Source organism: Paenibacillus amylolyticus, from assembly GCF_051136285.1.
Lineage (GTDB): Bacteria > Bacillota > Bacilli > Paenibacillales > Paenibacillaceae > Paenibacillus > Paenibacillus amylolyticus_F.
Genome location: NZ_CP194938.1, coordinates 2,698,353 through 2,724,373, shown reverse-complemented (window position 1 = coordinate 2,724,373; position 26,021 = coordinate 2,698,353). Strand labels below are relative to the sequence as shown.

General features: G+C 46.5%; 18 protein-coding genes. 9 read left to right on the top strand and 9 right to left on the bottom strand.

The annotated features are described in order from the left end of the window. The first annotated feature begins 42 nt into the window (after nt 1–42). The 3 genes from ACR8BL_RS11995 to ACR8BL_RS11985 all read left to right on the top strand — a co-directional run bounded on the left by ACR8BL_RS11995 (nt 43) and on the right by ACR8BL_RS11985 (nt 6,502). On the top strand, nt 43–879 hold the full coding sequence (locus ACR8BL_RS11995) for a MetQ/NlpA family ABC transporter substrate-binding protein (RefSeq protein WP_434752817.1): 837 nt from the start codon (nt 43–45) through the stop codon (nt 877–879). A 169-nt stretch (nt 880–1,048) separates the two neighbouring features. Beyond that, nucleotides 1,049–3,043, top strand: coding sequence for a methyl-accepting chemotaxis protein (locus tag ACR8BL_RS11990; protein ID WP_434752816.1), 1,995 nt, complete (start codon nt 1,049–1,051; stop codon nt 3,041–3,043). 282 nt (nt 3,044–3,325) lie between these two features. Continuing rightward, the gene (locus ACR8BL_RS11985; protein WP_434753101.1) at nt 3,326–6,502 is read left to right on the top strand and encodes a response regulator; all 3,177 of its coding nucleotides are present in this window, start codon (nt 3,326–3,328) and stop codon (nt 6,500–6,502) included. A 29-nt stretch (nt 6,503–6,531) separates the two neighbouring features. Here the strand turns inward: ACR8BL_RS11985 and ACR8BL_RS11980 are convergent, their stop codons facing one another. Together ACR8BL_RS11980 and ACR8BL_RS11975 are read right to left on the bottom strand one after the other, a co-directional pair. After that, nucleotides 6,532–7,206, bottom strand: a complete 675-nt coding sequence (locus ACR8BL_RS11980; RefSeq protein WP_434753100.1) for a response regulator transcription factor — start codon at nt 7,204–7,206, stop codon at nt 6,532–6,534. A 74-nt stretch (nt 7,207–7,280) separates the two neighbouring features. Continuing rightward, the gene (locus tag ACR8BL_RS11975; protein ID WP_434752815.1) at nt 7,281–8,129 is read right to left on the bottom strand and encodes a helix-turn-helix transcriptional regulator; all 849 of its coding nucleotides are present in this window, start codon (nt 8,127–8,129) and stop codon (nt 7,281–7,283) included. 140 nt (nt 8,130–8,269) lie between these two features. Here ACR8BL_RS11975 and fabF point away from each other — a divergent pair, with 140 nt between their 5' ends. Further along, nucleotides 8,270–9,508, top strand: coding sequence for a beta-ketoacyl-ACP synthase II (fabF, locus tag ACR8BL_RS11970; protein ID WP_434753099.1), 1,239 nt, complete (start codon nt 8,270–8,272; stop codon nt 9,506–9,508). 94 nt (nt 9,509–9,602) lie between these two features. Here the strand turns inward: fabF and ACR8BL_RS11965 are convergent, their stop codons facing one another. Then, nucleotides 9,603–10,835, bottom strand: a complete 1,233-nt coding sequence (locus ACR8BL_RS11965) for a nitrate/nitrite transporter (protein ID WP_434752814.1) — start codon at nt 10,833–10,835, stop codon at nt 9,603–9,605. Between the two features lie 439 nt (nt 10,836–11,274). Between ACR8BL_RS11965 and ACR8BL_RS11960 the strand changes: the two genes are divergently transcribed. The 5 genes from ACR8BL_RS11960 (at nt 11,275) to ACR8BL_RS11940 (ending at nt 22,184) form a co-directional block, all read left to right on the top strand. Beyond that, the gene (locus ACR8BL_RS11960) at nt 11,275–13,569 is read left to right on the top strand and encodes an FAD-dependent oxidoreductase (RefSeq protein ID WP_434752813.1); all 2,295 of its coding nucleotides are present in this window, start codon (nt 11,275–11,277) and stop codon (nt 13,567–13,569) included. Between the two features lie 35 nt (nt 13,570–13,604). Beyond that, a complete protein-coding gene (gene nasC, locus ACR8BL_RS11955) occupies nt 13,605–15,734 on the top strand; it encodes an assimilatory nitrate reductase catalytic subunit NasC (protein ID WP_434752812.1) in 2,130 nt (709 codons plus the stop codon). A gap of 320 nt (nt 15,735–16,054) precedes the next feature. Then, a complete protein-coding gene (locus ACR8BL_RS11950) occupies nt 16,055–16,474 on the top strand; it encodes a hypothetical protein (protein WP_434752811.1) in 420 nt (139 codons plus the stop codon). A gap of 31 nt (nt 16,475–16,505) precedes the next feature. Next, nucleotides 16,506–21,479, top strand: a complete 4,974-nt coding sequence (locus ACR8BL_RS11945) for a DUF4132 domain-containing protein (protein WP_434752810.1) — start codon at nt 16,506–16,508, stop codon at nt 21,477–21,479. 252 nt (nt 21,480–21,731) lie between these two features. Then, nucleotides 21,732–22,184, top strand: a complete 453-nt coding sequence (locus tag ACR8BL_RS11940) for a GNAT family N-acetyltransferase (RefSeq protein WP_434752809.1) — start codon at nt 21,732–21,734, stop codon at nt 22,182–22,184. A 158-nt stretch (nt 22,185–22,342) separates the two neighbouring features. Here the strand turns inward: ACR8BL_RS11940 and ACR8BL_RS11935 are convergent, their stop codons facing one another. From ACR8BL_RS11935 to ACR8BL_RS11910, 6 genes are all read right to left on the bottom strand, one after another. Continuing rightward, nucleotides 22,343–23,131, bottom strand: coding sequence for a formate/nitrite transporter family protein (locus tag ACR8BL_RS11935; RefSeq protein WP_434752808.1), 789 nt, complete (start codon nt 23,129–23,131; stop codon nt 22,343–22,345). A gap of 272 nt (nt 23,132–23,403) precedes the next feature. Beyond that, complete coding sequence (locus ACR8BL_RS11930) at nt 23,404–23,766, bottom strand: hypothetical protein (RefSeq protein WP_434752807.1); 363 nt, start codon at nt 23,764–23,766, stop codon at nt 23,404–23,406. Continuing rightward, nucleotides 23,763–24,281, bottom strand: a complete 519-nt coding sequence (locus ACR8BL_RS11925; protein ID WP_434752806.1) for a hypothetical protein — start codon at nt 24,279–24,281, stop codon at nt 23,763–23,765. Before ACR8BL_RS11925 ends, ACR8BL_RS11930 begins: the two co-directional genes overlap by 4 nt. 26 nt (nt 24,282–24,307) lie before the next feature. Beyond that, a complete protein-coding gene (locus ACR8BL_RS11920; RefSeq protein ID WP_434752805.1) occupies nt 24,308–24,526 on the bottom strand; it encodes a bacteriocin immunity protein in 219 nt (72 codons plus the stop codon). Between the two features lie 50 nt (nt 24,527–24,576). Next, nucleotides 24,577–24,879, bottom strand: a complete 303-nt coding sequence (locus ACR8BL_RS11915) for a hypothetical protein (protein WP_434752804.1) — start codon at nt 24,877–24,879, stop codon at nt 24,577–24,579. A gap of 83 nt (nt 24,880–24,962) precedes the next feature. After that, nucleotides 24,963–25,955 (bottom strand): zinc-binding dehydrogenase, encoded by a 993-nt coding sequence (locus ACR8BL_RS11910; RefSeq protein ID WP_434753098.1) that lies wholly within the window; start codon nt 25,953–25,955, stop codon nt 24,963–24,965. Nucleotides 25,956–26,021 lie beyond the last annotated feature (66 nt).

The window sequence follows — 26,021 nt, the reverse complement described above, 5'->3', positions numbered from 1 at the left end:
AAAAAATGACTACAGATTGTACAGAGAAGGGGTAAACATTCAATGAAAGCAAAATTGATGCTCATGCTGCTCGCGGTTATGCTGGTTGTATCCGCCTGCGGGAAGAAAGAAGCAACACCGTCTAGTGAAGGTACGAAGCAAGAATCAAAAGCCGGACAGGAAGTCACACTGAAAGTAGCCACATTAATTCCGCCAATGACGGATGTGCTGGATATCGTCAAACCGCTTCTTAAAGAGGATGGTGTAAATCTGGAGATTGTGGTGTTATCGGATAACGTACAGCCTAATACTGCACTGGCGAACAAAGAAGTGGACGCCAACTTCTTTCAACATGTACCGTATATGAAACAGTATAACGAGGCGAACAATGCCAATCTGGTTCCTGTGCAGCCTATCTACAACGCGATCTATGGCGGATACTCCAAAACCTACAAATCCATCGATGAATTGCCGGAAGGTGCAACGATTGCGATTGCCAATGATCCTTCCAACATCGGGCGCTCCCTCGTGATGATGGAGCAAAACGGTCTAATCAAACTCAAAGAAGGTGTAGGCTTTAACGCCACGCAAGCGGATATCACTGAGAATAAAAAGAACTTTAAGTTCAAGGAAGTTGATCTGTTGATGCTCGCTCGCATGATGGATGATGCAGATTTGGTTGCGATGACTCCGGCCTATGCCAGTCCGCTCGGTCTGACACCAAAGAAGGATGCTTTGCTGACGGAGAAGGACGATTCTCATTTTGCAATTACCATGGTAGCCCGTGAGGACAACAAAGACTCCGAAGCCATTCAGAAGCTGGCTAAACGTATGGCTGGCCCTGAAGTGAAAGCCTTTTTCGAAAAAAACTATGCAGATATTGCTATCCCTGCATTCTAAATTATAGCTCCCTGGAGATCCGAGCCAAAGTGCTCGGGTCTTTTTTTTGACTTCTGTTAACAACTATTTAGAAACTTAATATACCTGGAGTTAAATCTATTTAATTTAATTAATATTTTTTTTGTATGTTTATTTAAAATTCAATTTAATATGGAAGAGGTAGAGTAAATTGTCGTTGAACAACAAGAAATCAGGGTGGTTAGGAAAGATATTAACCGATTTTAAGATTAAACTGGTTGTGTCTTTTATTATCTTTTTGGCGGCCCCTTCCATCACAATAGGTGTATTGTCTTATAACAATGCCGAAGATGAAGTAAAGAAGCAAATTCTACATAGTGCAGAGGAAAATGTGGATTTAGCTAACAGTACGATTGATTTAGTGGTCAATGTGAAACGAAAACAGGTCGAATATTATGCGAATGCGTTTAACGCAGTCACAATGAAAAATTCAGAAGCCGAAATGCTGGAAGAAATAAAAGGATTCATCGGGCAGAACCCGGATGTAATTTTGGTCAGTGTAGGTGATGAAAACGGTAAATATTTAACTTCTTCGGATACAGCTCTCCCGCAAGATTATGATCCTCGAACCAGACCCTGGTATACAGACGCGATGAAGCAACCAGATCGAGTCATTGTAACCGACCCGTATATCTCAGAAGAAACCAAAACTGTCACGGTTTCGATTGCAAAGGCATTGGAAGACCGTTCGGGTGTAGTCAGTCTTGACCTGGACTTGAATGATATCAGCAGTATTGTAAGTAAGATCAAGGTGGGTGAACAGGGATACCTGGTCTTGCTTGATAGTAGCAAAAAGTATATTTATCACCCGAACAGCCCACCAGGGGCAGAGGCAAAAGAGGCAATTTGGACACAGGTGTTTGAACATGAATCAGCTACGTTTGACTATGTCTATAACGAATCTCCGAAAATTATGTATTATGTGACGAATAAATCAACCGATTGGAAAATTGCAGGTACGATGTTCTACTCCGAGGTGAATGAGGCGACAGCACCAATTCTGCATCGTATGATCATTGTGTTGTTATCTTGCCTGGGTGTTGGAGCTGTCATCATCTGGCTAGTCATGCGTTCCATCATTAGACCCATTAGAGAATTGAAAAATCAAGCGATCCAAGTAAGCGAAGGAGACCTGACACAGACCATTGTGAGCAAAAGTTCTGATGAGCTTGGTGAACTTAGTGACGCTTTTGGCAAAATGCAGACTAATCTGCGCATGTTGATCCAGAATGTGGAGCATAGTGCGGGGCAGGTTGTTTCATCGTCAGAAGAGATGACAGAGAGTGCAGAAGTCACCAGCGCTGCGAGTGAACAGGTTGCCAGAGCAATTCAGGAAATTACGCTGGGAGCCGAGAAACAAATGCATGGGATTGATCATAATCATGAGGCTATGCGCGAAATTACAACGGGTGTGACCAACATTGCGGAGAGATCAATTCATGTGGCTGATTTAGCCAAACAGACAACACTGCAGGCAGAGGAAGGCGGCAACACAGTTAAGCAGACAGTAGATCAGATGAAGTCGATTCAAGAGACGGTGATACAGATGAGCCGTATCATTCAGACGTTGGATGAACGATCCGGGAAAATATCAGCGATTACAGAATTGATGGGAAATATGGCAAAACAAACGAATTTATTGGCTCTTAACGCGTCCATTGAAGCGGCGCGTGCAGGTACATACGGGAATGGATTTGCCGTTGTAGCTGGAGAAGTTCGCAAGCTCGCAGAGCAATCCCAGCAGTCTGCTCAAGATATCACTGATCTGACATTTGCCGTACAGAAAGATACATTGGAGTCGGTTGATATGATGAAAAAAGTGGCATCGGAAGTCGAACAAGGCATGGAGGTTTCCACTGAAGCTATTCAGAAGTTCGAACGTATTCTGGAAAGTATGCGGGAGACTACACCTCAGATTGAAGAAATCGCCGCGACTTCACAGCAGATTACAGCAGGTGTGCAAGAGGTTGGAGCTGTATCAAGTGAACTCGCAGGCATTGCTTCAGCTAATGCGTCCACTTCTCAAGAGGTTGCAGCCTCGTCAGAAGAACAACTCGCTTCGATGGAGGAGATTTCGGCTTCCGCTAGAAGTTTGTCGAGTATGGCAGAAAACCTGCAACGTCTTATTCAACAGTTTAAATACTAGGGAGCCGACAGGCTCCTTTTTACTTTTATTCTTTTTATTTTTGTGAGTTTCTGGAATAGATAGCGCTGGGTAAATGTTATAAGAAAGCCATGCAGTTTAAGAGGTAACGCGTCAATATCTACAATTGAATAAGGGAGTTTGGCGTAATATGATTTGATTATTGCAGAAATACAATCCGCCGATCTGGCCTGTTCTTTCGTATGTTAAACAATGTTAAAGTCGCAACTTGGATGGTGAACTTTGCTACGCGATCTCGTTTTAAATTTTACTTTGATATTAATTATGGTCTTCCTGGTTCATCATTACCTGAATCAATCGAGTAATCGACAGAAGCCATCGTTTACCTCTCGCTTGATTATTGGAATAGCTATGAGCATGTTAGGTACAGCGTTATACTACTTCTCGATTATATTGGATGACGGCACGATGTTTAATTTTAGATCCATCGCTTATCTTCTTGCTGCTTATTATGGTGGAGGAGGAACGGCGTTCATCACCTTTGCAGGTTTGTGGTTCTTCAGAATCAATGCTGGATTTTGGCCGTCCATCGAAAACCTGGATTATGCTTTGTATGAACTTATTTTTGTTCTGGCTACATCACTGAATTTCAGGTATATTCGCAGATTTGTAAACCGCTGGTTATCCGGTTCACTGCTGCTGCTTTTTGCTTATCAGTTCACGATGTTTATGACATATCCATCAACACTCTTCAGCCATGGGATCACTTTGCTTTCTCAAATTCTGTGTATGTTGCTGGTGATATTGTTCATCTATTTCCTGAATCAGAATCATCAGTACAGACATCTGGTGGTTCAAAAAGAGCAGGAAATGCTGGAGATGCTGCGCAGACAGCCCGGGTTTACGTTTAAACTCCACAAGGTGAACGGTAAATTTGAATTTCTTTTGCTTGAAGGAGAAATGTTGTCTCATCTGGGTATGGACATGCGAAGTCTGGAGCAGAGCTTCCAGTTCGGACATATTAGTGCTTTGCCTCCAGATAAAATTCAATTTTTGAAAATACAATTCAACAGAGCCTGGAGAGGTGAATACTTTTTTTTCGAGATAGAGTACAAGGGGAATTATGCGCTCGTCAAGTTGGAGCCTATCTTGGATGACGGAGTGGTAAAGTATGTCATCGGGTATGGACTTGATATTACGGAGCACCGGGCTGTCAGGCGAAGGGTTCAGGAAAGTGAGGAGCGCTACCGGGTGCTGGAGCGGGTGTCGGCCAATTGGGTGGCAGGGTTGGACAGCAAGGGCAACATCGTTTCGATTAACCAGAAGTTTCTGGATGTTCTTCAGGCAGACAGGCAGCAGGTTATTGGTCGTGCACTTGTAGACTTGCTTGTGATGGAAAAATCAGAGTGTTGGTTTACGGTTTTACAAGAGGTGATGTCGACCAGAACCACTCATGATACGGAGCTGATCTTCCGGATCGGAGAAAGTGATGGATTACATGTTCGCGTTTATCTTTATCCACTCAAATCCTCCGGATCCAATGAGCAAATTAAAGCTGTCTTTCAAGATATCACTGACCAGTACAGACGTGTGAAGGCGGATAAAGCCAGTCAGGCGAAGAGTGAGTTTCTAGCCTTGATGAGCCATGAATTGCGGACGCCACTGAACAGCATTACCAGCTTCAGCTCTTTGTTGCAACGAACACAACTTACTCCTCAGCAGCAGGATTATATAAGCAAAATCACCATATCCTCACAATCCTTATTAACGCTGGTCAATGATATTTTAGATTTTTCAAAAATAGAAGCAGGCATGTTTAATGTCGAGAATGTTCCCTTTTCTCTAGAGGATGTATTTAAGCGAGTGGCCGATCAGATCAGTACTACCATCGGAAACAAGGACATTAAGATCATTTTCCATACCGATTCGGAGCTGCCTTTAACGGTAGTCGGTGATCCGTTCCGATTGGAGCAGATTCTGATTAATCTGCTTAACAACGCCATTAAATTTACGGATGAAGGCTATGTCATATTTCACGCAGAAGTACTTACACTTGAGGATCAACGTGTTGAAGTCCGTTTTGAGGTGGAGGACACCGGGATTGGCATCTCTCCTGAACAGATGGAGCGTTTATTTGTGCCGTTCAGTCAGGCCGAACCATCGACCTATCGGAAGTATGGAGGATCTGGCTTGGGGTTAGTCATTTGTTATCTTCTAATTACCTCTTTAGGCGGCAACATGCAAGTGGAAAGTGTACTTGGTGAATACAGTATGTTTACATTTGAACTGGTATATGATTTGACAGAAACAGAGGAACGTTCATTCCTTCCAACCTATCCTTTGTTATATGCTGTGAATAATGTGATGATTGTAGAAAGAGACAGGAGAGTTGCAGAGAATCTGGAGCAGATGTTACGCTCATTCGGTCTTAGTCCAGTGATTCATAGTTCTTTTCAGGAAGTGCTGCACAACTATAAATATGATAATGATGGGGATGAAGTCTCTTCTCTCCTGATTATGCTGGATATGGATACAGAACATGTACACGATGATCCGGACTGGAATCGTATGATCAACAGGATGCAGGATACCCGGATTCAGGTGTTAGGGTATACTCGTGCAGTTAGCGAGAATGCTCATGCAAGCAAGCGGCACTACAGTAACCCGAACGCGATCTTATTTAAGCCTATAACGCGTGTGGGGTTGTTTGAAGCCTTACTGGCACTGCAGGATGAAGGAGTGCAGAATTTGAACAATGTGCAATACAAGGTCGAAACCTCAGACCGAATGAATCAGGGATCTATTTTAGTGGCAGAGGATCACGAGATTAATCAGATTGCGATTCGGGCGCTGCTTCAGCAGCTGGGATTTGAAGTAACCGTAGTGAAGGATGGAAAAGAGGTACTGGAACAGCTTCATGTACAACCGTGGAAACTGATATTGATGGACTTGTACATGCCTGAAATGGACGGACTGGAGGCGGTTAAACGCATTCGCCAGATGAGACATTACAATCATTTGCCCGTTATTGCGCTTACGGCAAACAGTGCGAAGAGAGATCATATAGACTATCTGGAGGCAGGTATGAATGCTGTTCTGACGAAACCGATCGATGAACAACAACTCAAACACGTATTGACAGCTTGGATTGATCTGAGAGGCATACATGAAATCAGAGGGATTGATACAGACAAGGCGCTGAAACAGATGGATAATAAACCGCACATTCTGCAATATGCTCTGAATAAGTTTTCTCTGGAATACAGCGGGTTTGAGCGAAAAATACAGATCTGTCTTGAGCAGCAGCAGATGAATGATGTTATACGGAGCACTCATTCTCTCCGAGGCGTTGCAGCCCATCTGCATGCCGTTAATCTGCTGCAGGCTGTTCTGCATCTGGAATCTCTTTTGTCCGTTCCATTCTCCGAAGTAGAACTGACCTCCATCCTGCAGAAGGTGCAGCACGAAATTGATTACATTACGGAATCATTTCCATGGTGAATGTAACTAGCAAAATAGTCCTGTGAAGCTCAAGGTGTAAATTTATATCCGACTCCCCAGATGGTTTGAATATATTGGGGGGTTTTTGGATTATCTTCAATCTTCTTGCGGAGTTTCGTGATATGCACATCGATTGTGCGATCATTAATATAGGCATCTATTCCGCGGATGGCTTCGATCAGGGCGTAACGACTGAACACTTTGCCAGGATTCAGTACGAACAGCTTCATGATTTCAAATTCGGAAAACGTTGTTTCGACTCTGCGATTATTCAGCAGGATGGTTCGGCGTGCCAGATCAAGGGTTAACCCTGTGTCCGTTTCGGTCACGGAAAAGGCCTCCAATAAAGCATATCTGCGCAAAACAGCCTCCATGCGTGCTTTCAATTCCTGCATGCTGAAAGGTTTGCAGACAAAGTCATCTGCACCGGCGGTTAATGAACGAATACGCTCGGATACTTCAGTTAACGAAGAAATGACAATCATGGGTAGTGAGGTATGTTCACGCATGAGCGCGCAAGGATTTTTTTCTCCCGAATCAGGTAACATCAGGTCTATTAAAATGATATTTGGCTTGGTTTCAAGCTGCAAAAGTGCACCCCCGATGGTATCCACACGAAAGACTTCGTATCCTTCACCTTGTAAATACAGGGATAAAGTGTCACCGAGCATGTTGTCGTCCTCTATAATAAGCACTTTAGTCATGATGTTCCTTTCTGAATCCACGTTATATAGATATGTTGGTTGATGGGTGCTGTTTGCTCCAAGCCATAAGTAGTCTAGAATACATTACTTCGTTCAAGCAGTTGCATTAATTTGCGCTCCGTCGCGGTTTCTGGTGCGGGTGTATAAATGCTGCATCGCAAATCGGAATCACCTTGAACCTGTAATGAGGTCAAGTCAAACAACATTTTCCCTGCTTTGGAATGTCTGAATTCGATCCATACATCAGGAGCACTGTTGACACTGCTTTGCTTCCACAAGGGCTGAAAATCGGGGTGGCGGTTCATCATGTCATCCAAAAATAAATTATACCATTCATCGTCAACATAACGACCAAAATAGCCACGGAAAATGGATAAAAATCCGCTGACCAAATCCTCCCAATTCACTGCAAGTCTGCGCAACTCTTTTCGATCAAACAACAGACTAATTATATTACGATGCTCGAAGGGAATCTGTTCGAAGTTCATAAAGATTTGTGTAGCAGCCTCGTTCCAACCGACAATGAAGCAACGACGATCTGAAATAAGGGTAGGACAATATCGCAATTCTTGCATAATCTTCTGTAATGACGGGGGGAGCCGAAACGTTTCCGGTTCCGGTACGGGAAGAGTTGAATAATGCTCCATAGCCAGAGAAAACAAGTATTTGCGTTCATCCACAGTGAGTCGGAGTGCGGAAGCAATACTATCCAGTACGGAATGTGAAACCTGAATGCTCCGGCCTTGTTCCAGCCAGGTATACCAGGTTGTGCTCACATCGGCCAATTGAGCCACTTCTTCTCTTCTTAAACCGGGTGTTCTTCGCCGACCGCCAGTAGGCAAACCCACTGATTCTGGAGAAAGCCTGGAACGCTGCGATTTTAAAAAAGCAGATAGAGCCTGTAATCGAATAGCTTCGCTCAATGGGTCACCTTCAATCTGTTTATCATGGTAGTCATTATACTATGATAAATAACAACTTGTAATAGGATATGAAAAAATGGCACTATGAATTCATAAACATCAGGAAGCAGAACGTTAAAGGAGGACAATCCAGAATGAGTATAGAACGTGTTGTGATTACAGGAATGGGTGTGATCTCTCCACTGGGCAATGATGTGGATACATTTTGGAACGCGTTGAAGGAAGGTAAATCGGGGATTTCTCCGATTGAAGATCTGGATAGTGCATTGTATAAAACAAGAATTGCTGGTATGATTCGAGATTTTGATGGTGAAGAACGATTTGGACGTAAGGAAGCACGGCGTATGGATCGATTTGTGCAATTTGCTGTTGCGGCAGCCGATCAGGCCTTAGCGGATTCAGGGCTTGTGATGGATTCGCTGGATCGAGAGCGGATAGGTGTGTATGTTGGCTCAGGCATAGGTGGCATTCAGACCTTGATGGATCAGGGCAGCATTTTAGCGGAACGGGGAGCATCGCGAGTGAGCCCAACGCTTGTACCCATGTTGATATCGAATATGGCAGCTGCCTCAATCAGTATGAGGTTTGGTTGCTGGGGTCCAACGCTCTCTCCAGTAACCGCTTGTTCCATTGGAAACACAGCCATTGGTGAAGCATATCGGCTGATTCGTCACGGAGGAGCAGACGTTATTTTCGCTGGGGGCACTGAAGCAGCGGTGACAGAGATATCACTTGCCAGTTTCAGTAATGCGACAGCATTATCGACCAGAAACGAAGATTTTACCACGGCAAGCCGACCGTTTGATGCAGGCAGAGACGGATTTGTCATGGCCGAGGGGGCGGGCATCCTGGTTGTGGAAGCCCTATCTCATGCGCTGGCAAGGGGCGCCAATATTCTCGCGGAGGTTGTCGGATATGGAGCTACTTCCGACGCATACCACATGGTAGCCACTCACCCTGAGGGGAGGGGAGCTTATCTTGCAATGAAGGCAGCGTTGCGAGATGCGCAGTTAGAGCCAGCAGATATCGATGTGATCAATGCTCATGCGACCAGTACTGAGGCGGGTGATCTCTCTGAAACCAGAGCGATCAAACAGCTTTTTGGTGAGACAGCCTATCGCATTCCTATTACAGCGAACAAATCGATGACAGGGCATATGCTTGGTGCTGCAGGTGGAGCAGAAGCGATATCCCTCATTCAAACACTGCGGCAGGGGATTGTCCCACCAACGATCAATCAGGAACAGAGAGATCCTGAATGTGATCTGGATTACGTCCCGAATACAGCGAGAGAAGCAGACATACAGATTGGAATGTCCAATTCCTTTGGCTTCGGCGGACATAATGCCGTTATAATTCTTCAGAAGTATTCGGCCTGAATAGAACAAACAGCGCAGCCATAATGGCGGCGCTGTTCGTTTGTAAAGCATGCAGATATCAATTCCGCATATGGATGAACTGAACAGGCTGAGATCAGGACGTCAGTGTCGTTGGATCAGCAATCCCCTTGCCACTTCTGCTTAACCAGCTTACACGCCAGCGGGATTGCATGAAGAGCACAAGGCATATAGATACGGCAGCAATGAAACTAAGGATGACAAAGCCCGGCGTGTACGAATGATAAGTGTTGTACAGCTGACCCAGAATGAGTGGCAGTGCGTAACCGCCTAAACCGCCGGCTGCACCGACGATGCCTGTCATTAGACCAATCTCGTTGCCGAAGCGTTGTGGAACGAGTTGGAATACAGATCCATTCCCGGCTCCAAGGCACATCATGCCGAGGAACAGCATAACAATGACGACGGGAAGCGGAGGCAGGAAGGACACGCCGAGGAGCATTATACAAGCTCCAGAGTACAAGAAGGTCAGCATCCGGGTTCCACCGATTTTATCAGCCAGAAAACCACCTACAGGACGGAAGAAGCTGCCGGCAATCACACAAAACGTTGTAATGTCAGCGGCATGAACCGCAGAAAGGCCATATTGGGTATTAAAGAAAATAGTCAGATAATTACAAAGCCCAACGAAACCACCGAAGGTGACACAATAGAAGGCACAGAATACCCAGGCATCCTTTTGTTTAAGCAAAGTTCCGTACTGGGACAGTTTTTTTGGCTCAGGGCGATTCGGGCTATTTTTGGCGAAGATGGAAAAGAGGATAAAGACGATAACAATCGGGATGATCGCGAGTCCAAAAACAACTTCCCAACTGCCAAAATGAGTGGCAAGACGGTTGGCGAACAATGTAGCGAGCACTGTTCCGCTATTACCTGCTCCGGCTATACCCATGGCAAGCCCTTGATGTTCTTTAGGATACCATTGGCCTGCAAGCGGCAGTGCAGCTGCAAATGAAGCGCCTGCTACGCCGAGTAAAAGTGCTACGACATACAGTTGGCTGAGTGAATCCACCCATAGCCAGCCTAGCAACAATGGAACGAGGGTGAGTAACATACCGATCTGAGCGGTTAATTTGGGACCCATATAATCGGACATGAAGCCAAGCACCAGCCGCAGGATGGAACCCCCGAGAATAGGCAGGGCAACCAAATTTGCTTTTTCCAATGGGGTCATCGGATAATCCATAGCTATAATAACAGCAAGCGGACCGAGCATACCCCAGATCATAAAACTGATGTCAAAATACATAAATGCCCCGAACAGCGTGGGCTTATGCCCACTTTTCCAAAAACTTTTGCTCTCTACCATTCCTCATCGCTCCTCATCCAAGTAGGTTCTTTGTTAGGTCTCTATGTTTTCGTTCGGGCAGAAAAAGGCCGCAAGCCGTCCTGAATTAGAACGATTTGCGGCCCCGTTGCCGACAGGCGGTACACGTCTTTGTGTTCCCGCTTCTGAGATGATCACATCGCTGTGATTTTGATTCAAATTATAAAAAGGGAAAAAGTTAATGTCAACAAAAATAACATTAAATTTCGAAAAAATTATTTATAAGCTCGATTTCAATTATTTCATGTCAATTTAGTTGACATATATTATAAATTCAATTAATCTGAATTTAATAAGAATCTGCACAATGGCGTGTAGAGTTCGGAGGCAATGGTGCCCCTTTTCCCCTAATGGAAAAGGGGTTGTTCTGTTTAAATCGGAGAAGGGTTGTTCTGTTTGAATCAAGGAAGGGGGGCAGCACATGAGCAGAAAGAAACTGGTCGTTATCGGCAATGGCATGGCTGGTGTGAAATGTGTAGAAGAAATTATTAACCTGGAGCCGGACGCGTATGAGATTGTTATCTACGGGACTGAACCCAGGCCGAATTACAATCGCATTATGTTATCCAAAGTACTCCAGGGTGAGCATTCCATACAGGACATCATCATTAATGACTGGACCTGGTACGCAGAGCGTGATATCCGGCTGTGCACAGGAGAGACTGTGCATCGGATCGATCCTCATACCAAGTGTATCGAGACGGAATCTGGCAAAAAGGAAACATACGACATATTGATTCTCGCGACAGGTTCTTCTCCGTTCATTCCGCCAATTCCGGGAATTGATAAGGAACGTGTCATGTCCTTCCGAACAATCGATGACTGCACCCGTATGGCAGATTACTCCAAAGAGTACCGCAAGGCGGCCGTCATCGGCGGTGGATTACTTGGGCTGGAGGCAGCACGTGGACTGCTGCATCTGGGTATGGAAGCGGTGGTGGTTCATAATGCGCCTTATATTATGAATCGACAACTCGATTATGAGGCCGCATGGATGCTTCAACGTGAGCTTGCAGATCAGGGGATGTCCTTTCTTTTGAATAAAAATACACAGAAGATTACCGGACGTTCACAGGCGCAGGGGCTGCTGTTCACAGATGGATCGAAGCTTGAGGCACAGGTGATCATTATCGCTGTGGGGATTCGGCCGAATGTGAATCTGGCCAGGAGAAGTGGCATTGCCACACAACGTGCTGTCGTGGTCGACGATTATATGCGTACGAGTGTGCCGGATGTATATGCTGTTGGAGAATGTGCAGAGCATCGGGGAATCAGTTATGGTCTGGTAGCCCCGCTGTATGAGCAAGGGAAGGTACTGGCGCGTACATTATGCGGACAGGAGGTACCGGGGTATACAGGTTCTGTTCCGTATTCACAGCTGAAAGTGTCGGGGGTGGATGTCTTCTCGGCTGGAGAGATCAGTGGTGATGGAATGCAAACGGCGATTCAGCACTTGGATGGCATTCAGGGGACGTACAAAAAAGTGCTGATGCAAGCTGGCAAGGTTAGAGGTGCTATTTTGTTTGGCAACACGGTCGAGGGCACAGCCCTGCTGGGCTTGGTGCAGCGTGGAGCGGATGTGGCTGAGCTTGCTCCCAAGGAAGGCTCACCAGATCCAGCAGAGACGGCTGCTGCTGCGCTTCCGAGCCAGGAGACAGTCTGTGCCTGCAACAATGTAAGCAAAGCAGCAATCTTGAAAGTTATTCGTGAGCAAGGTTTGGAAACTGAAGAACAAGTGAAGCAGCGCACGAAAGCTTCAGGTTCATGCGGTGGCTGTAAACCCATGGTGGCTGCACTGCTAAAACATGCGAAACGTATGGAGCTTGATGGAGCTACAGGAACAAGTACAGAATCAGACAGTACGGAGGAAACGTCTACCAAGTTGCCAGTGTGCCACTGCACGGATATGAGCCATGAAGAGTTGAAGCACCAGGTGAACGTTATGCTGACATATCAAAAGGAATTCGGCAGGTCAAACTTTGAAGCTACGGTTATCTCTTTTGAAGGAACATGGATCATTTCACTGCTGAAACAACTGAACTGGCATTCGGAACAAGGGTGCTCAGTATGTCTTCCTGCAATTCGCTATTATGCTCATATCTCAGGATATACTCTGCGCTCCATTGAAAATGAAGTGAAAATAGAACTGGAAACAGAATATAAGCAAATGGAAACAAAAGAACTTATACAACTGAAACAGGATCAGGGCATTCATATTTATTCGGATTATCACATTTTATCATTGGCGGCCAGCATGACTACAAGTGAAGTGGAGTCTCGGCTTCGCACCAATTGGAAAAATGCAGTGATGCCGTCTCAGGTCAACCTAGGCATTGCCTTAAGTCCTCGATCCCCGGTGAGTGTACTGGTCGCCGATATAGGTCTGCAGGCTTCTCCAGCCGGATGGGAGATTTACGTAGGAGGTCATGCCGGACATCCAGTGAAGCAGGCTTCTCTTCTCGGGACAGCTGAATCGGAGCAGCAAGCGGTAAATCTCGCATCGGCCTGTCTTCAGTGGTATCGGCAATCGGCCTGGTTCGATGAACCGTTATGGGAGTGGACAGAACGAATGGGAATGATGTTGATTCGGGAAACGCTTTTGGATACACAATTACAGCAGGAACTTATAATTAATCGCACACAGGAGTGCGGAACGGAAGCTGAAGGTGGAACAGGGATACTTTCTGAAGTGCCCATTGCCCAGGCGAGGGTGTGAACTTAAGGAATAACCCGGAGAGGAAGGAGTGGCTGATGATGGAGGCGGTAGATACGGAACAAGCTACGTCTAAGCTATATGTAAAAGAGACCCAATGTCCTTATTGCAGCGTGCAATGCAAGATGTCCGTAGAAGAGCTTGCTGCTCCTGTTGCGGGTCAGAGCGTGGCGGAGTATATGGTTCAGGGCGTGCCCAATAAAGCTTCGCAGGGCCGCCTTTGTGTGAAGGGCATGAATGCTCACCAGCAAGTGTTCAGTTCCGAACGTTTGATGTATCCGCTCATTCGCCGCCAGGGAGAACTGCAGCCTTGCTCATGGGATGAGGCAATACAGATCATCGCTGATCGTTTGCAACAGCTCCAAGCGACTTATGGTCCTGATACGGTAGGCGTATATGGCGGGGGTTCGTTGACGAATGAAACCGCGTATCTCCTTGGGAAATTTACGCGGGTGGCACTTGGTAGCAAATACATTGATTATAACGGCCGCTTCTGTATGTCAGCAGCAGCTTCTGCGGGCAGCAAAGTTTTCGGAATGGATCGCGGTTTAACGTTTCCGCTCTCGGATATTCCCAAAGCCGGATGTATCATTCTGGCAGGGACGAATATAGCGGAGTGCCAGCCAACGCTTTTACCTTATTTTAATGAAGCGAAGGAAAATGGAGCCTTTATTATTGTGATTGATCCGCGTAAGACAGCAACGGCAGCCATTGCTGATCTTCACCTCCAGGTAAAGCCAGGCATGGATTCGATTCTGGCTGATGCCATGCTGAAAATCATTATGGATGCCGGATTGGCAGATCCCTGTTTTATTCAGGCACGGACAACTGGATACAAACAGCTTGTGCAAGAGATGGAAGCTCTGGAGCTTGAACAAGCCGCGGAAGCATGCGGAGTTGAACTGGACTTGATTCGTCAGGCAGCGATGGCTTATGGTGAAGCGCAAACGGGCATGATTATGACGGCACGCGGGGTGGAGCAGCAGACGGATGGACATATGGCTGTCCGGCATTTTCTGAATATAGTGCTGGCAACTGGCAAAATCGGCAGAACAGGCTGCGGATATGGTGCCATTACCGGGCAGGGAAACGGGCAAGGTGGACGAGAGCACGGGCAAAAAGCAGATCAGCTTCCAGGTTATCGTTCCATTGAAAATGAGGATGATCGTGCATATGTAGCATCGGTCTGGGGGATAGATCCAGCTCTTCTGCCGGGCAAAGGTGTATCGGCTTATGAGATGATGGAACGAATCCACGAACAGGAGATTCGCGCATTGCTCGTGATGGGCTCTAATCCGGTCGTTTCGAATCCAAATGTACGTTTGGTGGAGGAGGGGCTGCGCAAGCTTGATTTTCTGGTCGTAGCCGATATGTTTCTGTCCGAAACGGCCAGAATGGCGGATCTTGTGCTGCCAGTCACAGCATATATGGAGAATGAAGGCACACTCACCAATCTGGAGGGACGTGTTCTTCTGCGAGAAAAAGGAAGGGCTGCACCGGGAGAAACATTAGATGATTGGGACATATTGTGCCGGATTGCTGAGAAACTGGGAAAAGGTTCGTTGTTCCAATATATGAAGGCTGAGGATATATTCGACGAATTGCGGATCGCAAGTCGAGGCGGGGTAGCAGATTATTACGGAATCACGTATGAACGTCTGCGTAAGGAGTTAGGGGTATACTGGCCTTGTCCTTCCGTGGATGAGCAGGGCCAAGGCATGTTGTTCCATGATCGATTCGCTCATGCGGACGGAAAGGCTACGTTTACTCTGGGATCAAGCCAGGGCTGGGATGATGTCTCGGACGCTTTTCCCCTGATTCTAACCAATGGCCGGATTCTTCCTCATTACCTAACCGGTGTGCAGACGCGCAGAAGTCCGGCGCTGGCGTCGCGGGAGTTAGAAAACTTCGTTGAGATTCACCCGTCAACGGCAGCCCGTCATCGCATTCGTGAAGGTGAGTGGGTAGAGGTTCAGTCGGCCTATGGCAGCTTTACTGTTCGTTCACGAATCAAAACATCCATTCGGGAGGATACGTTGTTTGTGCCTATGCACTGGGGTGGAATCCAGAATGTGAACCGGGCGACAAGACCTGATCTGGACCCCTTCTGCCGAATGCCTGGATTCAAGACAGCGGCGGTAAAGATTCAGCCTTTACGACTGGTCTAATAAATTATATTTACGTATCATTTAAACATGGAATAGCTGCACATCTCATGATGTTTCGTGGGGTGGAGCGGCTTTTTGCGTTATATGTGCAAATGGGCTTTAGTTCGCTGGTTCGATGGAAACATGAACATTGGCCCATGAAAGAGACGAACAATTTAGTTATGATGTTCATCAGGGGTACATATGTACGTATTTGGTTTGTTTTGCAATCTAACACTTTCGGGTATTAACTCTTGATTGATTAGGATTTAGACATTTGTAATAAATTGTTTTTTTATGGATGGAGCTATGAATGAAGCAACGAAAGGAGGCACGATGCATTGAATGTATGGATTACGGTGAAAAGTCTGGGCAAACGTAAGCCGGCTCTCGCCAAACAAGCAGCGGAACTTCCGGAAACAACCCGCACGCTTCGGCTGCTTATCGAGAATATGGTTGTACAGCAGGTGCAAGCTTTTCGAGAGAGGAAAGATGCGGCGGCGATGCTTGTTTATCTTATGCCCGAAGATATCGACGCGCAGGGGGCTGCGGGAAAAGTGGGTTTTGGCACGGTGCATGGCGAGGGCATCCCCGATCTGAGAGAGGCGAAGGAAGCTGCGATACTTGCCTATGAGGACGGGCTGTACAAAGTATTCCTGAATGATGAAGAGCTGGCAGATCTGGATAATGCGATAAGTATTGAGGACGGAGCTCATGTGATATTTATCCGCTTCACAATGTTAGCCGGACGTCTGTGGTAGGGAGAAGCAGGATGATGAGGAGGAGAACAGGATGAATCAGGAAGATCAGGTACAAGCGTATATTGAGGGATTGCAGGAGAGCGCAGGTACGCTTACAGGCACTAAGCTGGAAATAGCGAAATACATGGTAACATTGGCAGAATCAACCTACTTGCGTGGGGATGAAGGGGACTATTTTAATATAGAAAGACAGCTTATCAGCCTTGCGTTGGAGACGCAGCAACCATTATTCCAGCCGATTATTGAGGTGCTTCAGCACCTGACTTCTGACGGGTTTGTTGCCAGATTCCGCTATATTGCTGAAGGTGCGACGCTTTACCCTTATAGTACAAGCTATGAACGTAGACCTTTCCGGACATCCGATCCAAGGCAACATGTCGTTCATGTGCTGCGCAAACTGCTCGGTTTATTCCGAATGGAGGCCAGAGGGTTTAGTTTGAAGGAGTATTTGACCGTTCGTGAGCCTAATATGCTTCATCAGCATGAATTCCGCTCGGTACTGCCGGACTGTATCGCCTATGAACTGGATCATTCGAACGTTGAAGTCAGGCAGGCGCTGCACGATATTATCTATGGGGATAATCAGGTTGCGTTACTTACTAACGAGATGATTAAAGGGATTTTTATGAGTGAACAAGCGGATGCATATCATATGATTGGAGAGCTGCTGATTGCTGCAAGACTGCAGGAAGGTCTTCGTCAGAGCATTGTAGAACGAATGGACGAGGGCACGCTTGAAGCGTATATTTACATATTAAAAATTATCCTGGACAACAATCTGATTCGGTTCAGTTCGGTTGTAAGAGCCTTGGGGGTATGGACAGGGATCGGGATTGAAGCGGCTAACCAGCGTGTGGCGACACAATTAATTGAACAGGCCTATGAGGCCCTCGTGAATGAGGATGTTCGTGAGGCGTGGCAACAGGAGAAGAATGCCAATAAACTCTACATTAGCCTGTGGGCAACAGCGGTAATTGAAGAAAATGATTTGCAGCATAAAATTGTAGAGATTATGGATCAGGGTGAGTTGTATCAGCAGATTGTAGCCCAGTACGTTCTGGCAAACAGTCAGTATCTGGGGCTTCGTCTTGCAATGGCGCGCAATCATCTGGGTGTGCAACATCCGGAATTGATGCACTGGGTTGTGCAAAATTATACGGCGGCATATGCGCATAATTGGAGTTTTGAAGAGGGGGAGCACCAACGAAGTGTCTATGTGCCTCGCTGGGATGTGCTTGAAGATAAACAGGCACGCCGTCATGACTTTGATCAATTTAAACAGATGCTCGATTTCATTCCAAAGGGCGGTTCAGGCGGGCCTTCAAGTGTACTGGATTTCGTGCAGTATCGGATCGACGGTGATGACGTCATTAAAAAAATGTTATATTTGGCCGCTTATGATATGGATGCCGAATGGATTAGTGAAGTGATCGCTTTCAAAGATCGCTTAAGCCCGGAGCTGCGCGGGGAGCTATTGTCCCAGTTTGTGCAAGAGCCGGATCACGAGGTACAACGTCAGTTTGTGTTTGAAAGTTTATCTGACAAAAGCATGAGTAACCGTGAAAGTGCTCTGCAAAAAGTGAAGAAGTTGACGTTAACCGCAGATGAGCTGCAACAGTTGGAAGTGCTGCTGAAACTCAAAACGGGTTCGCTCCGGCAAAAGGTAATTCAAGTCCTGTTGCTACAGCCGGTTGAGAAGTTGAAGGATTCAGTTCAGCGTTTGCTGAAGTCCAAGAGTGAGCTACAGCGTCTGGGCGCGCTTGAACTGTTAACGGAGATCAAAACGGATGCAGAACGAGCAGAGCAGCTGGAACACCTCAAGCCATTCGCAGAAGAACTGGAGAAGCCTACAGCCAAGGAACAGAAGCTGCTGGACAAACTGCTGGATGAAGGAAGCCGTTACACTTCCGTTAATGGATATGGTTTATTTGATCCGAATCAACGGCAACCGCTGTTGGATGAAGAACGCGATCTTACTGGGAACAAGCCAAAGGATATATTCCAATTAACTCTGGATAAGATCAATGTTTTTCTGCAAGGATTGAATGAACTGGTTCATGAGCACAGGGATCATGAATATGTTGTGGAGTATTATGCAGGTTTCAAAGATACGCTGCTTGTGGGGACAAGTCTTCGTTCCAAAGTTCCTTATGGAGAGCGGTCAAACATGAAACAGCTGGATCAATTTCCACTGCATGAAGTATGGAAGCAATATTTCGAGCAGAGCGGACTTAGCGGTGTTGAACTGATGCAGCTGTCTGTTGAACTGCAATTAGGTAGGCTGAACGGCAAACTGGATGAACATTACTCTTTTTATCGAGAGCAGTACGAATACGATGAATTAAGAAAGATTCCGTTACTGGAGGGTTGGCGCAAAACATTTGCCCAACAAACCTATCCGTTGAAAGACATAGTGAAGCTGCATGAGATGATGCAGGCCCTTCCTTATAAGGATCAGGTTCATGCTTTGATCTCGGCTGCTTTCCTGGATTGTGATTCGGCTGAAATCTTCGAGGCTGCAGAGAAGGCATGGGCTTCAATTATTTTAAGTATGCCAGCAGAGCAGATGGAGAAGGAAACGGGTATGCTTCAGATTCTTACAGATCCGTGGAAATATGTTGTCCAGAATGCGGTGTATGACAATGAGAGCTTCAAGCGATATTTCCAGACAGCATATCAATTCTCTCATCTTGTGGAGCCTTATCTTCCGCTGTCTCTCCTGTCACTGGATGATTTCTTGCGAGCCTATCAATTAGACCTGATTAATGATCAGGAGATTTACCGTCAACTGATGGTTGGACAGTATCGTTATCTGTTTATCCGTGATATGACATCGGCCCGTACAGAGCGAATTAAAGATGATCCTAAGCTGATTCATATGCGGGACACGGTCGTGGATCGTATTCTGGAGATTGAGCTGACCCGGGGAGAGTTGTCCACCGAAGTTAGTACGTTATCCATGAAGCTGGAACGAATTGAGGGCATGGAACATTGGGTGCATCTGGTCTCTGCCATGGATCAGGATACTTTTGTAAGAGGTTATATCTATAGCTATGGTGAAGGCAACACGACCCGTAAAGAAACGTTTAGCTATCTAATTAAGCATTGTCATCCTCGGGCCCAGGAGGATGAACAGCTGCTGGCAGAGTTGCTCCAGAAGTATCCGGTCAAGGAGAAAAAGCTGCTGGAGGCCGCAATGTATGCGCCGCAATGGATGGAACTTGTGGCGAAGAATTTGGGCTGGGAAGGGCTTCGTAGTGCTGCGTGGTACTTCCATGCACATATCAATGAACAGTTCAGTGCGGAGAAAGAAACCATTGTTGCGCACTACTCCCCAATTACACCGCAGGACTTTAATGATGGAGCCTTTGATATCGCTTGGTTCGAGGAGGCTTATGCTGCGGTTGGAGAAGAACGATTCAACCTGCTGTATGATTGTGCCAAGTACATCTCCGGTGGAGCCAATCATCGAAGATCACAATTGTTTGCTGATGCGGCACTTGGCAAACTCAGTCTGAAGGAAATGTATGATTCGGTTGCAGATAAGCGCAACAAGGATCATTTATTGACCTACAGTCTGATTCCACTGGCAGAGGAACGGGATCAGGATGTAAGAGAACGGTATGACTTTATCCAGAAGTTCCAGCTTCAGAGCAAGCAGTTTGGAGCGCAGCGACGTGCTAGTGAAGGACTAGCATCCCAGATTGCACTGGGTAATCTTGCACGGAATGCAGGGTATGCTGATGTAACCCGTCTGATGTGGGACATGGAGGCGCGCAAGCTGGATGAGGTGAAATCCTATTTCGAACCACATGCACTGGATGAAGATACGACGGCTCATCTTGTGATTGATGAGGAGGGGCAGTCCGATCTGGTTATTGTCAGCAAAGGCAAAGTGCTGAAATCAGTACCAGCTCGTTTCAAAAAGGACGGATATATTGCAGAGTTGAAAGAGTTGAAATCCGATCTAGTGGATCAGTATCGACGGGCCAGACAGGAATTGGAGCGCTCCATGATCGCAGGCACGGCATTCACACGTCAGGAGATTGCTAGTCTGATGAACAATCCGGTTATCCGTCCGTTGTTGAACACATTGATTTTCAAATCGGGTGAACAGCTGGGAAGATTCGATGCCGCATCCGGTGGATTGATTGCTCCGGGAGCTGAAGAAGTTATTTACGCCTTGAAGGAAGAGGATCAGCTGCTGATTGCACACCCGCTGCATCTGTATCAGAGTGGCAAGTGGAGCGAATTTCAGCGGGATCTGTTCAATCGTCAGGAGCGTCAGCCGTTCAAGCAGGTTTTCCGCGAACTGTATCTACCTAATGAGGATGAGCTTGCTCAGGGTACGGTATCACGCCGTTACGCAGGCTACCAGATTCAACCGAATAAAACGGTAAGCTTGCTGAAAGGCCGTCAGTGGACGGTAAGTTATGAAGAGGGACTGCAAAAGGTGAGTTATGAACATAACTTAATAGCCAATCTGTATGCGATGGCTGACTGGTTCTCTCCGGCGGATACCGAAGCACCTACGCTGGAGACGGTTCAATTCTATGATCGTCGTACCTATAAACCAGTGGAATTGAAGGATGTACCGGAAGTGTTCTTCTCCGAAGTCATGCGTGATGTTGATCTGGTGGTTAGCATTGCCCACGTGGGCGGAGTTGACCCAGAGGCAAGTCTTACAACCATAGAGATGCGACATGTTATTGTGAAGGAGTCACTGCGTTTGCTCAAAATCGATAATGTGCGGCTGGATGGGAATTACGCACGAATTGATGGTGAACTAGGTGAATATGCCGTTCATTTGGGAAGCGGCAATGTCTTCAAGCAGGCCGCTGGTGCGCTGTATATTGTGCCCGTGCATAGCCAGCATCGTGGACGGATCTTCCTGCCGTTCCTGGATGAAGATCCAAGAACCGCCGAGATTCTGTCCAAGATTGCACTGCTAGCTGAGGATAAGAAAATCAAAGACCCACAGATTCTCGCACAGTTGCAGCACTAACGATACATGTAGAGGAGTCAGAGGCCGTCTCATTAGGGACGGCCTCTTGAGTATTACGTTGAGTTATATGAGCCAGACGGTATGATCGGAGGATTAGCCAACCATGTACTGACATTGGTACGTTGATGCCTGTGGAAGCTGCACATGTTAAGATATACACAGGATTATCAGGTGTAACCTGCTCCGTACATTAGAACGGATCAGGAATTTGCACCCACATCAGGTTTTCTGGCAAAGGAGAGTGCATAAGATATGTTAATGATACCTTATCGGGATCAGGATCACGCGAAGTTGGTCGCGATCTGGGAGCGTGCTGTTCGAGCGACACATACATTTCTGGAGGAGCATCACATTTTATTTTATAAAAAGATGGTCAGTGAAGCTTTGGAATCCAAGCAAGTTGAGGTATGGGAAGTGCTGGATATCGAACAGGAGCCGATTGGCTTCATTGGTTTGGATCATAGCTTTATCGAGATGTTGTTTGTGGACGAGCACTTTCAGGGACAAGGCGTCGGCCGATTTCTGATCCATCAAACGATGAAAATCAAAGGCACAGAACTTAGAGTAGATGTGAATGAGCAGAATGAGGATGCAGCGCGGTTTTATAAAAAGCTGGGTTTTGTGCAGACCGGACGATCTGAACTGGACAGTTCGGGCAATCCTTTTCCGTTGCTGCATCTGGAGATGAAGCGAGCAGGGACTTAATTAGGAGAGGCGTTATTATCTCTAGAATGACAACAGGTAAACTAAAACCCCCGGTGGTATCTCCAGAGTATGGGAGATGTTGCCGGGGGTTTTGGGTTGCCCCTTACCGTAGACCTCTGTCGTTAGACTGGGCAGGAAGGGGGGCTTTTTTGGGAAAATTAATGTGTTTCTTCATCCAGGAATGGTTTGTTGACTGCATGATACATAAAGCCCATCAACAATACGCCACCTACCAGATTGCCTAAAGTTACTGGTACCAGGTTGTGAATCACGCCGCCAAAGGAGATCGTGCCTGGGTGATTTAATACAAGCGCGATGGCAAACGTACACATATTCGCAATGCTGTGCTCGTATCCCGAGATGAAAAAGCAGAACACAAAGAGCATCATGGCAAACATTTTGGCACCATTTTCCTTCATAAACATTGGAACGAAGAACGCCAGGCACACGAGCCAGTTACAGAGAATGCCGCGGAAAAAGAGTTGCATCGCTGGAGCTTCCATTTTGTGCTCGACCACACTCAGCAGAAAACCGTTTACCTGTGCCGAATCGAACAGCCCCGTCAGATAGATCAGCAGGGCAAATACCGCCGCGCCCATCAAGTTTCCACTGTAGCTCGCAATCCAGAGCTTAACCACTTCAAACCAACGCAGCTTTTTGCGTAATGCCGCATAGGTGTAATAGAAGGTATTACCTGTAAACAGGTCACCGCCGCCATAGGCAATCAGAATAATTGCCGCACCGAACGTAATGGCTGCCATAGGGTATGTAAACGGGGAATCTTCCATGTAGAAGAAATTACCTGTCTTAAATGCCACAATTACGCCGAAGCCAATGAACATGCTCGCTAGCATGGAACGCGCCAGATATCGAATCAGGCTCTGTTTGTAGATTTTATGTTTCTTGAGAGCAAGCTGCTCGACACCGCGTAAACCTTCCGTTTCCATAATTCTCCTCCTGTATGCAATGGATCTACCAACTTTTCTACATTATACCTGTAATTTGCTTCAATAGTTGACCGAAATGAAAGAATTTAAACTATACATCATAAGTTATTCGAGAATACGTGGGAGCCAGCGTATGTATGATCTGCAGAAAAATTCAACAAGGAAAGCTTAACGAGGAAAACTGATAACAAGGGATGCCCTTCGTTAAGGTAGAACTTTGATTATTTCGGATCAGAGTCTTGTTTGTATGGGTCTACGGGAAAAGGGAACATTCAACTCTGCCAAATTTCATTCAGCTGTGCTTCTGTCCGTTCATGTGGAACATGCTCTTCGGCGTAAGAGCGCTCTAGCTTTTCACGCATAAATGCTTCTGCATGAGGATTAGGGCGAGAGTGGAACTGTTTGGAAAACTCGCCGTTAATGTCTGCTTCTCTCAGCTTGCTAAGAGTACTATTTAATAAAGGACTGCCCGCATACAACAAAGAGGCGGTCTCTTCGCATTCAAATTTGAGAAAAAGCAGGGCCTTCTGAATGGCATGAATCTCACCTTGAGTAAGATGCACCGCCTGGGTAGTTTTCTCGGTTAAATGTTCACCAGCTTGTTCTGGTGAGTACTGTTCATCGTTTGAGCTCATTGATGTTCACGTCCTGATCCGGATTGAAGTTCCCGTTTGGCCGAAGTACCGAACTCGGGATGTGTTTGCAGGGATTCCAGCGAAAGTACAGCTCCGGGAAGTTTTTTGTTTGCTTTTAAAATAGCGAAAGCGGCACTCTGCACCAGTATGTAGGCGTCCGATTCAATCACATCCTGAGCCAGCTGGATTTCAGCTTCGGTAACGGGGAGCAGGCTTAGCGCCTGTAAAGCATAAATTTGCACATCCTCGTCTTCTTCCGAATTGCGTACAAGTTGTGCTGCTGCTTCAAGAATTTCGTTCAGAAGTGGGGAAGTTCCCGCCATACCGAGAGCTCGCCAAGCTTCAATACGTACCAAATCGTGCTCCTGTGCGTTCATACCAAGAGCAAGGATTTGCTGAGTTAATTCTGCGTCATGTAAGTCGATGATCTGGCGGAGCGCTTCCTGTTTTTCCTCTGAAGTGGCTGAGGAGAAATCAAGAGCCTCCATTTGATAATCTTTTTCTTCATTAGACATGTATATTATGTACCTCCTGAATAAGTTCAAGATTGGGGCGGGAGCTGTATTGGGCGGGCTTGAAGTGCTTCTTCTACGATCTGCTCCGCAGTTAACTCACGTTCATCCCAGAAAATCAGATTACTGACCTCCGCATAAGGAAGAGCCTTCTGCACTTCTGTCAACATATCATCCAACTCTTGCTCAGTTCCTTCCGCGTTCATAATTTTGCGAACGAATAAGACGAGATGTTCATGATTGGACATTACTGTACCTCCTGAATAATGATTTGAACAAATAAGGTGATGCAGGCCCGTTAGTCTGACATGGGCTGATCCCATGGATCATATTTTACGAATATGGGTAGCATTTTTGGTGTTAATGTGAGCCCTGTCCCATCTCCTTTTGACGTCGAATAAGAGACGGTATAGTCTCCAAAGTGCGGCTCATATTCAAAATGTTCAAATGTGATCGTTTGATCTGGATATTTGACAGCTACGTATAAAGTTGTAGCTCCTCTAGCCAGCAATTCCTTCACCACAGGGATCTGAGCAGCAAGCAAAAATACAATCAACACAATGATAGCGAGTTTCATGTGACGTTTAAGAAACCGATTCAAGACAAATCCCCCTATCTGATGACCATGTCTAAGCATTAGTCTATCATTGATAAGGGGAAAGTTCATGGTAAAAAGGTCGTTGTTTACTTTACCTGAATAGCAATATTGCCGAACTGTTCGCCATTTTTCATACGCTCAAATGCCTGTACCGTATCTCGCAATGAATAAATGCTGTCTACCACAGGATGAATCTGATGTTTCTCCACCCATTCCAACATCTGTACAAACTCTTCACGGCTGCCCATGGACGTGCCAGTCAAGCTGATTTGCGGAAAAAAGATCGAACGAATCGGCAGATGCAGGTCATCGCCTGAACTTGCACCAAACATCACAATTCGCCCTCCAGGTCTGATGATCTCCTCGTATTTGGGAAACATCACTTGTCCAATGCTGTCCAGAATGATATCTATAGGCTCATGACTATTCATCGTGCTCTTCCAATTGGCATGACTGTCCAAAGCTTGATAAGCCCCGAGACGTAAAGCCTCAGCTCGTTTAACCTCACTTCTGGATGTTACGGTGACCTTCGCTCCTGCAGCTACAGCCATAAGCAGGGCATACGTTGCGACACCACCTCCGATTCCAGGAATCAGAAGATGTTCGCCTGCTCTCAGCCCGCCACGAGTGAACAAGGCCCGATAAGCTGTCAGCGCGGAAAGTGATAACACACCAGCTTCGATCCAGGAGAGATGAGTGGGCTTGGGCAGCACATTGCTTGCAGGCAGTGCGATATATTGTGCGAGTGTTCCATCCGAAGGACCGCCAACAATGCCCGGAACCACTGGCACATCTGCGGTATGTTCCCAGCCGAGCGTAGGATGGATAATTACCTCGTCACCTGCGGAAATATGATGCACACCTTCCCCAACCTCTACCACAATGCCTGCGCCATCCGATCCGGGAATGAGAGGAGTGTCTTGAGGCGTTCGATCTGACATAATGAAGAGATCACGATGATTAAGCCCGGCGGCGCTAAGCTCTATAACAACGTGGCCTTGTTCTGCACCAGGCAACGTACAGGTTGAATATTGGAGACCTTCAAGGTCGCTATGACCCGAATGTATGATGGCGTTCATGGTTTTGGTTACGTACATGGATGTTACCTCCCTGTATAATATAGGTTAAGTTGTCATCGTAGTGTT

Excerpts from the sequence above, each read along its gene's own strand:
- ACR8BL_RS11960 (WP_434752813.1), top strand. The coding sequence starts at position 11,275 with ATGAGCAGAAAGAAACTGGTCGTTATCGGCAATGGCATGGCTGGTGTG.
- ACR8BL_RS11935 (WP_434752808.1), bottom strand. The coding sequence starts at position 23,131 with ATGGAAACGGAAGGTTTACGCGGTGTCGAGCAGCTTGCTCTCAAGAAA.
- ACR8BL_RS11985 (WP_434753101.1), top strand. The coding sequence starts at position 3,326 with ATGGTCTTCCTGGTTCATCATTACCTGAATCAATCGAGTAATCGACAG.
- ACR8BL_RS11910 (WP_434753098.1), bottom strand. The coding sequence starts at position 25,955 with ATGAACGCCATCATACATTCGGGTCATAGCGACCTTGAAGGTCTCCAA.
- ACR8BL_RS11980 (WP_434753100.1), bottom strand. The coding sequence starts at position 7,206 with ATGACTAAAGTGCTTATTATAGAGGACGACAACATGCTCGGTGACACT.
- ACR8BL_RS11995 (WP_434752817.1), top strand. The coding sequence starts at position 43 with ATGAAAGCAAAATTGATGCTCATGCTGCTCGCGGTTATGCTGGTTGTA.
- ACR8BL_RS11925 (WP_434752806.1), bottom strand. The coding sequence starts at position 24,281 with ATGTCTAATGAAGAAAAAGATTATCAAATGGAGGCTCTTGATTTCTCC.
- ACR8BL_RS11930 (WP_434752807.1), bottom strand. The coding sequence starts at position 23,766 with ATGAGCTCAAACGATGAACAGTACTCACCAGAACAAGCTGGTGAACAT.
- ACR8BL_RS11945 (WP_434752810.1), top strand. The coding sequence starts at position 16,506 with ATGAATCAGGAAGATCAGGTACAAGCGTATATTGAGGGATTGCAGGAG.
- nasC (WP_434752812.1), top strand. The coding sequence starts at position 13,605 with ATGATGGAGGCGGTAGATACGGAACAAGCTACGTCTAAGCTATATGTA.
- ACR8BL_RS11965 (WP_434752814.1), bottom strand. The coding sequence starts at position 10,835 with ATGGTAGAGAGCAAAAGTTTTTGGAAAAGTGGGCATAAGCCCACGCTG.
- ACR8BL_RS11920 (WP_434752805.1), bottom strand. The coding sequence starts at position 24,526 with ATGTCCAATCATGAACATCTCGTCTTATTCGTTCGCAAAATTATGAAC.
- ACR8BL_RS11940 (WP_434752809.1), top strand. The coding sequence starts at position 21,732 with ATGTTAATGATACCTTATCGGGATCAGGATCACGCGAAGTTGGTCGCG.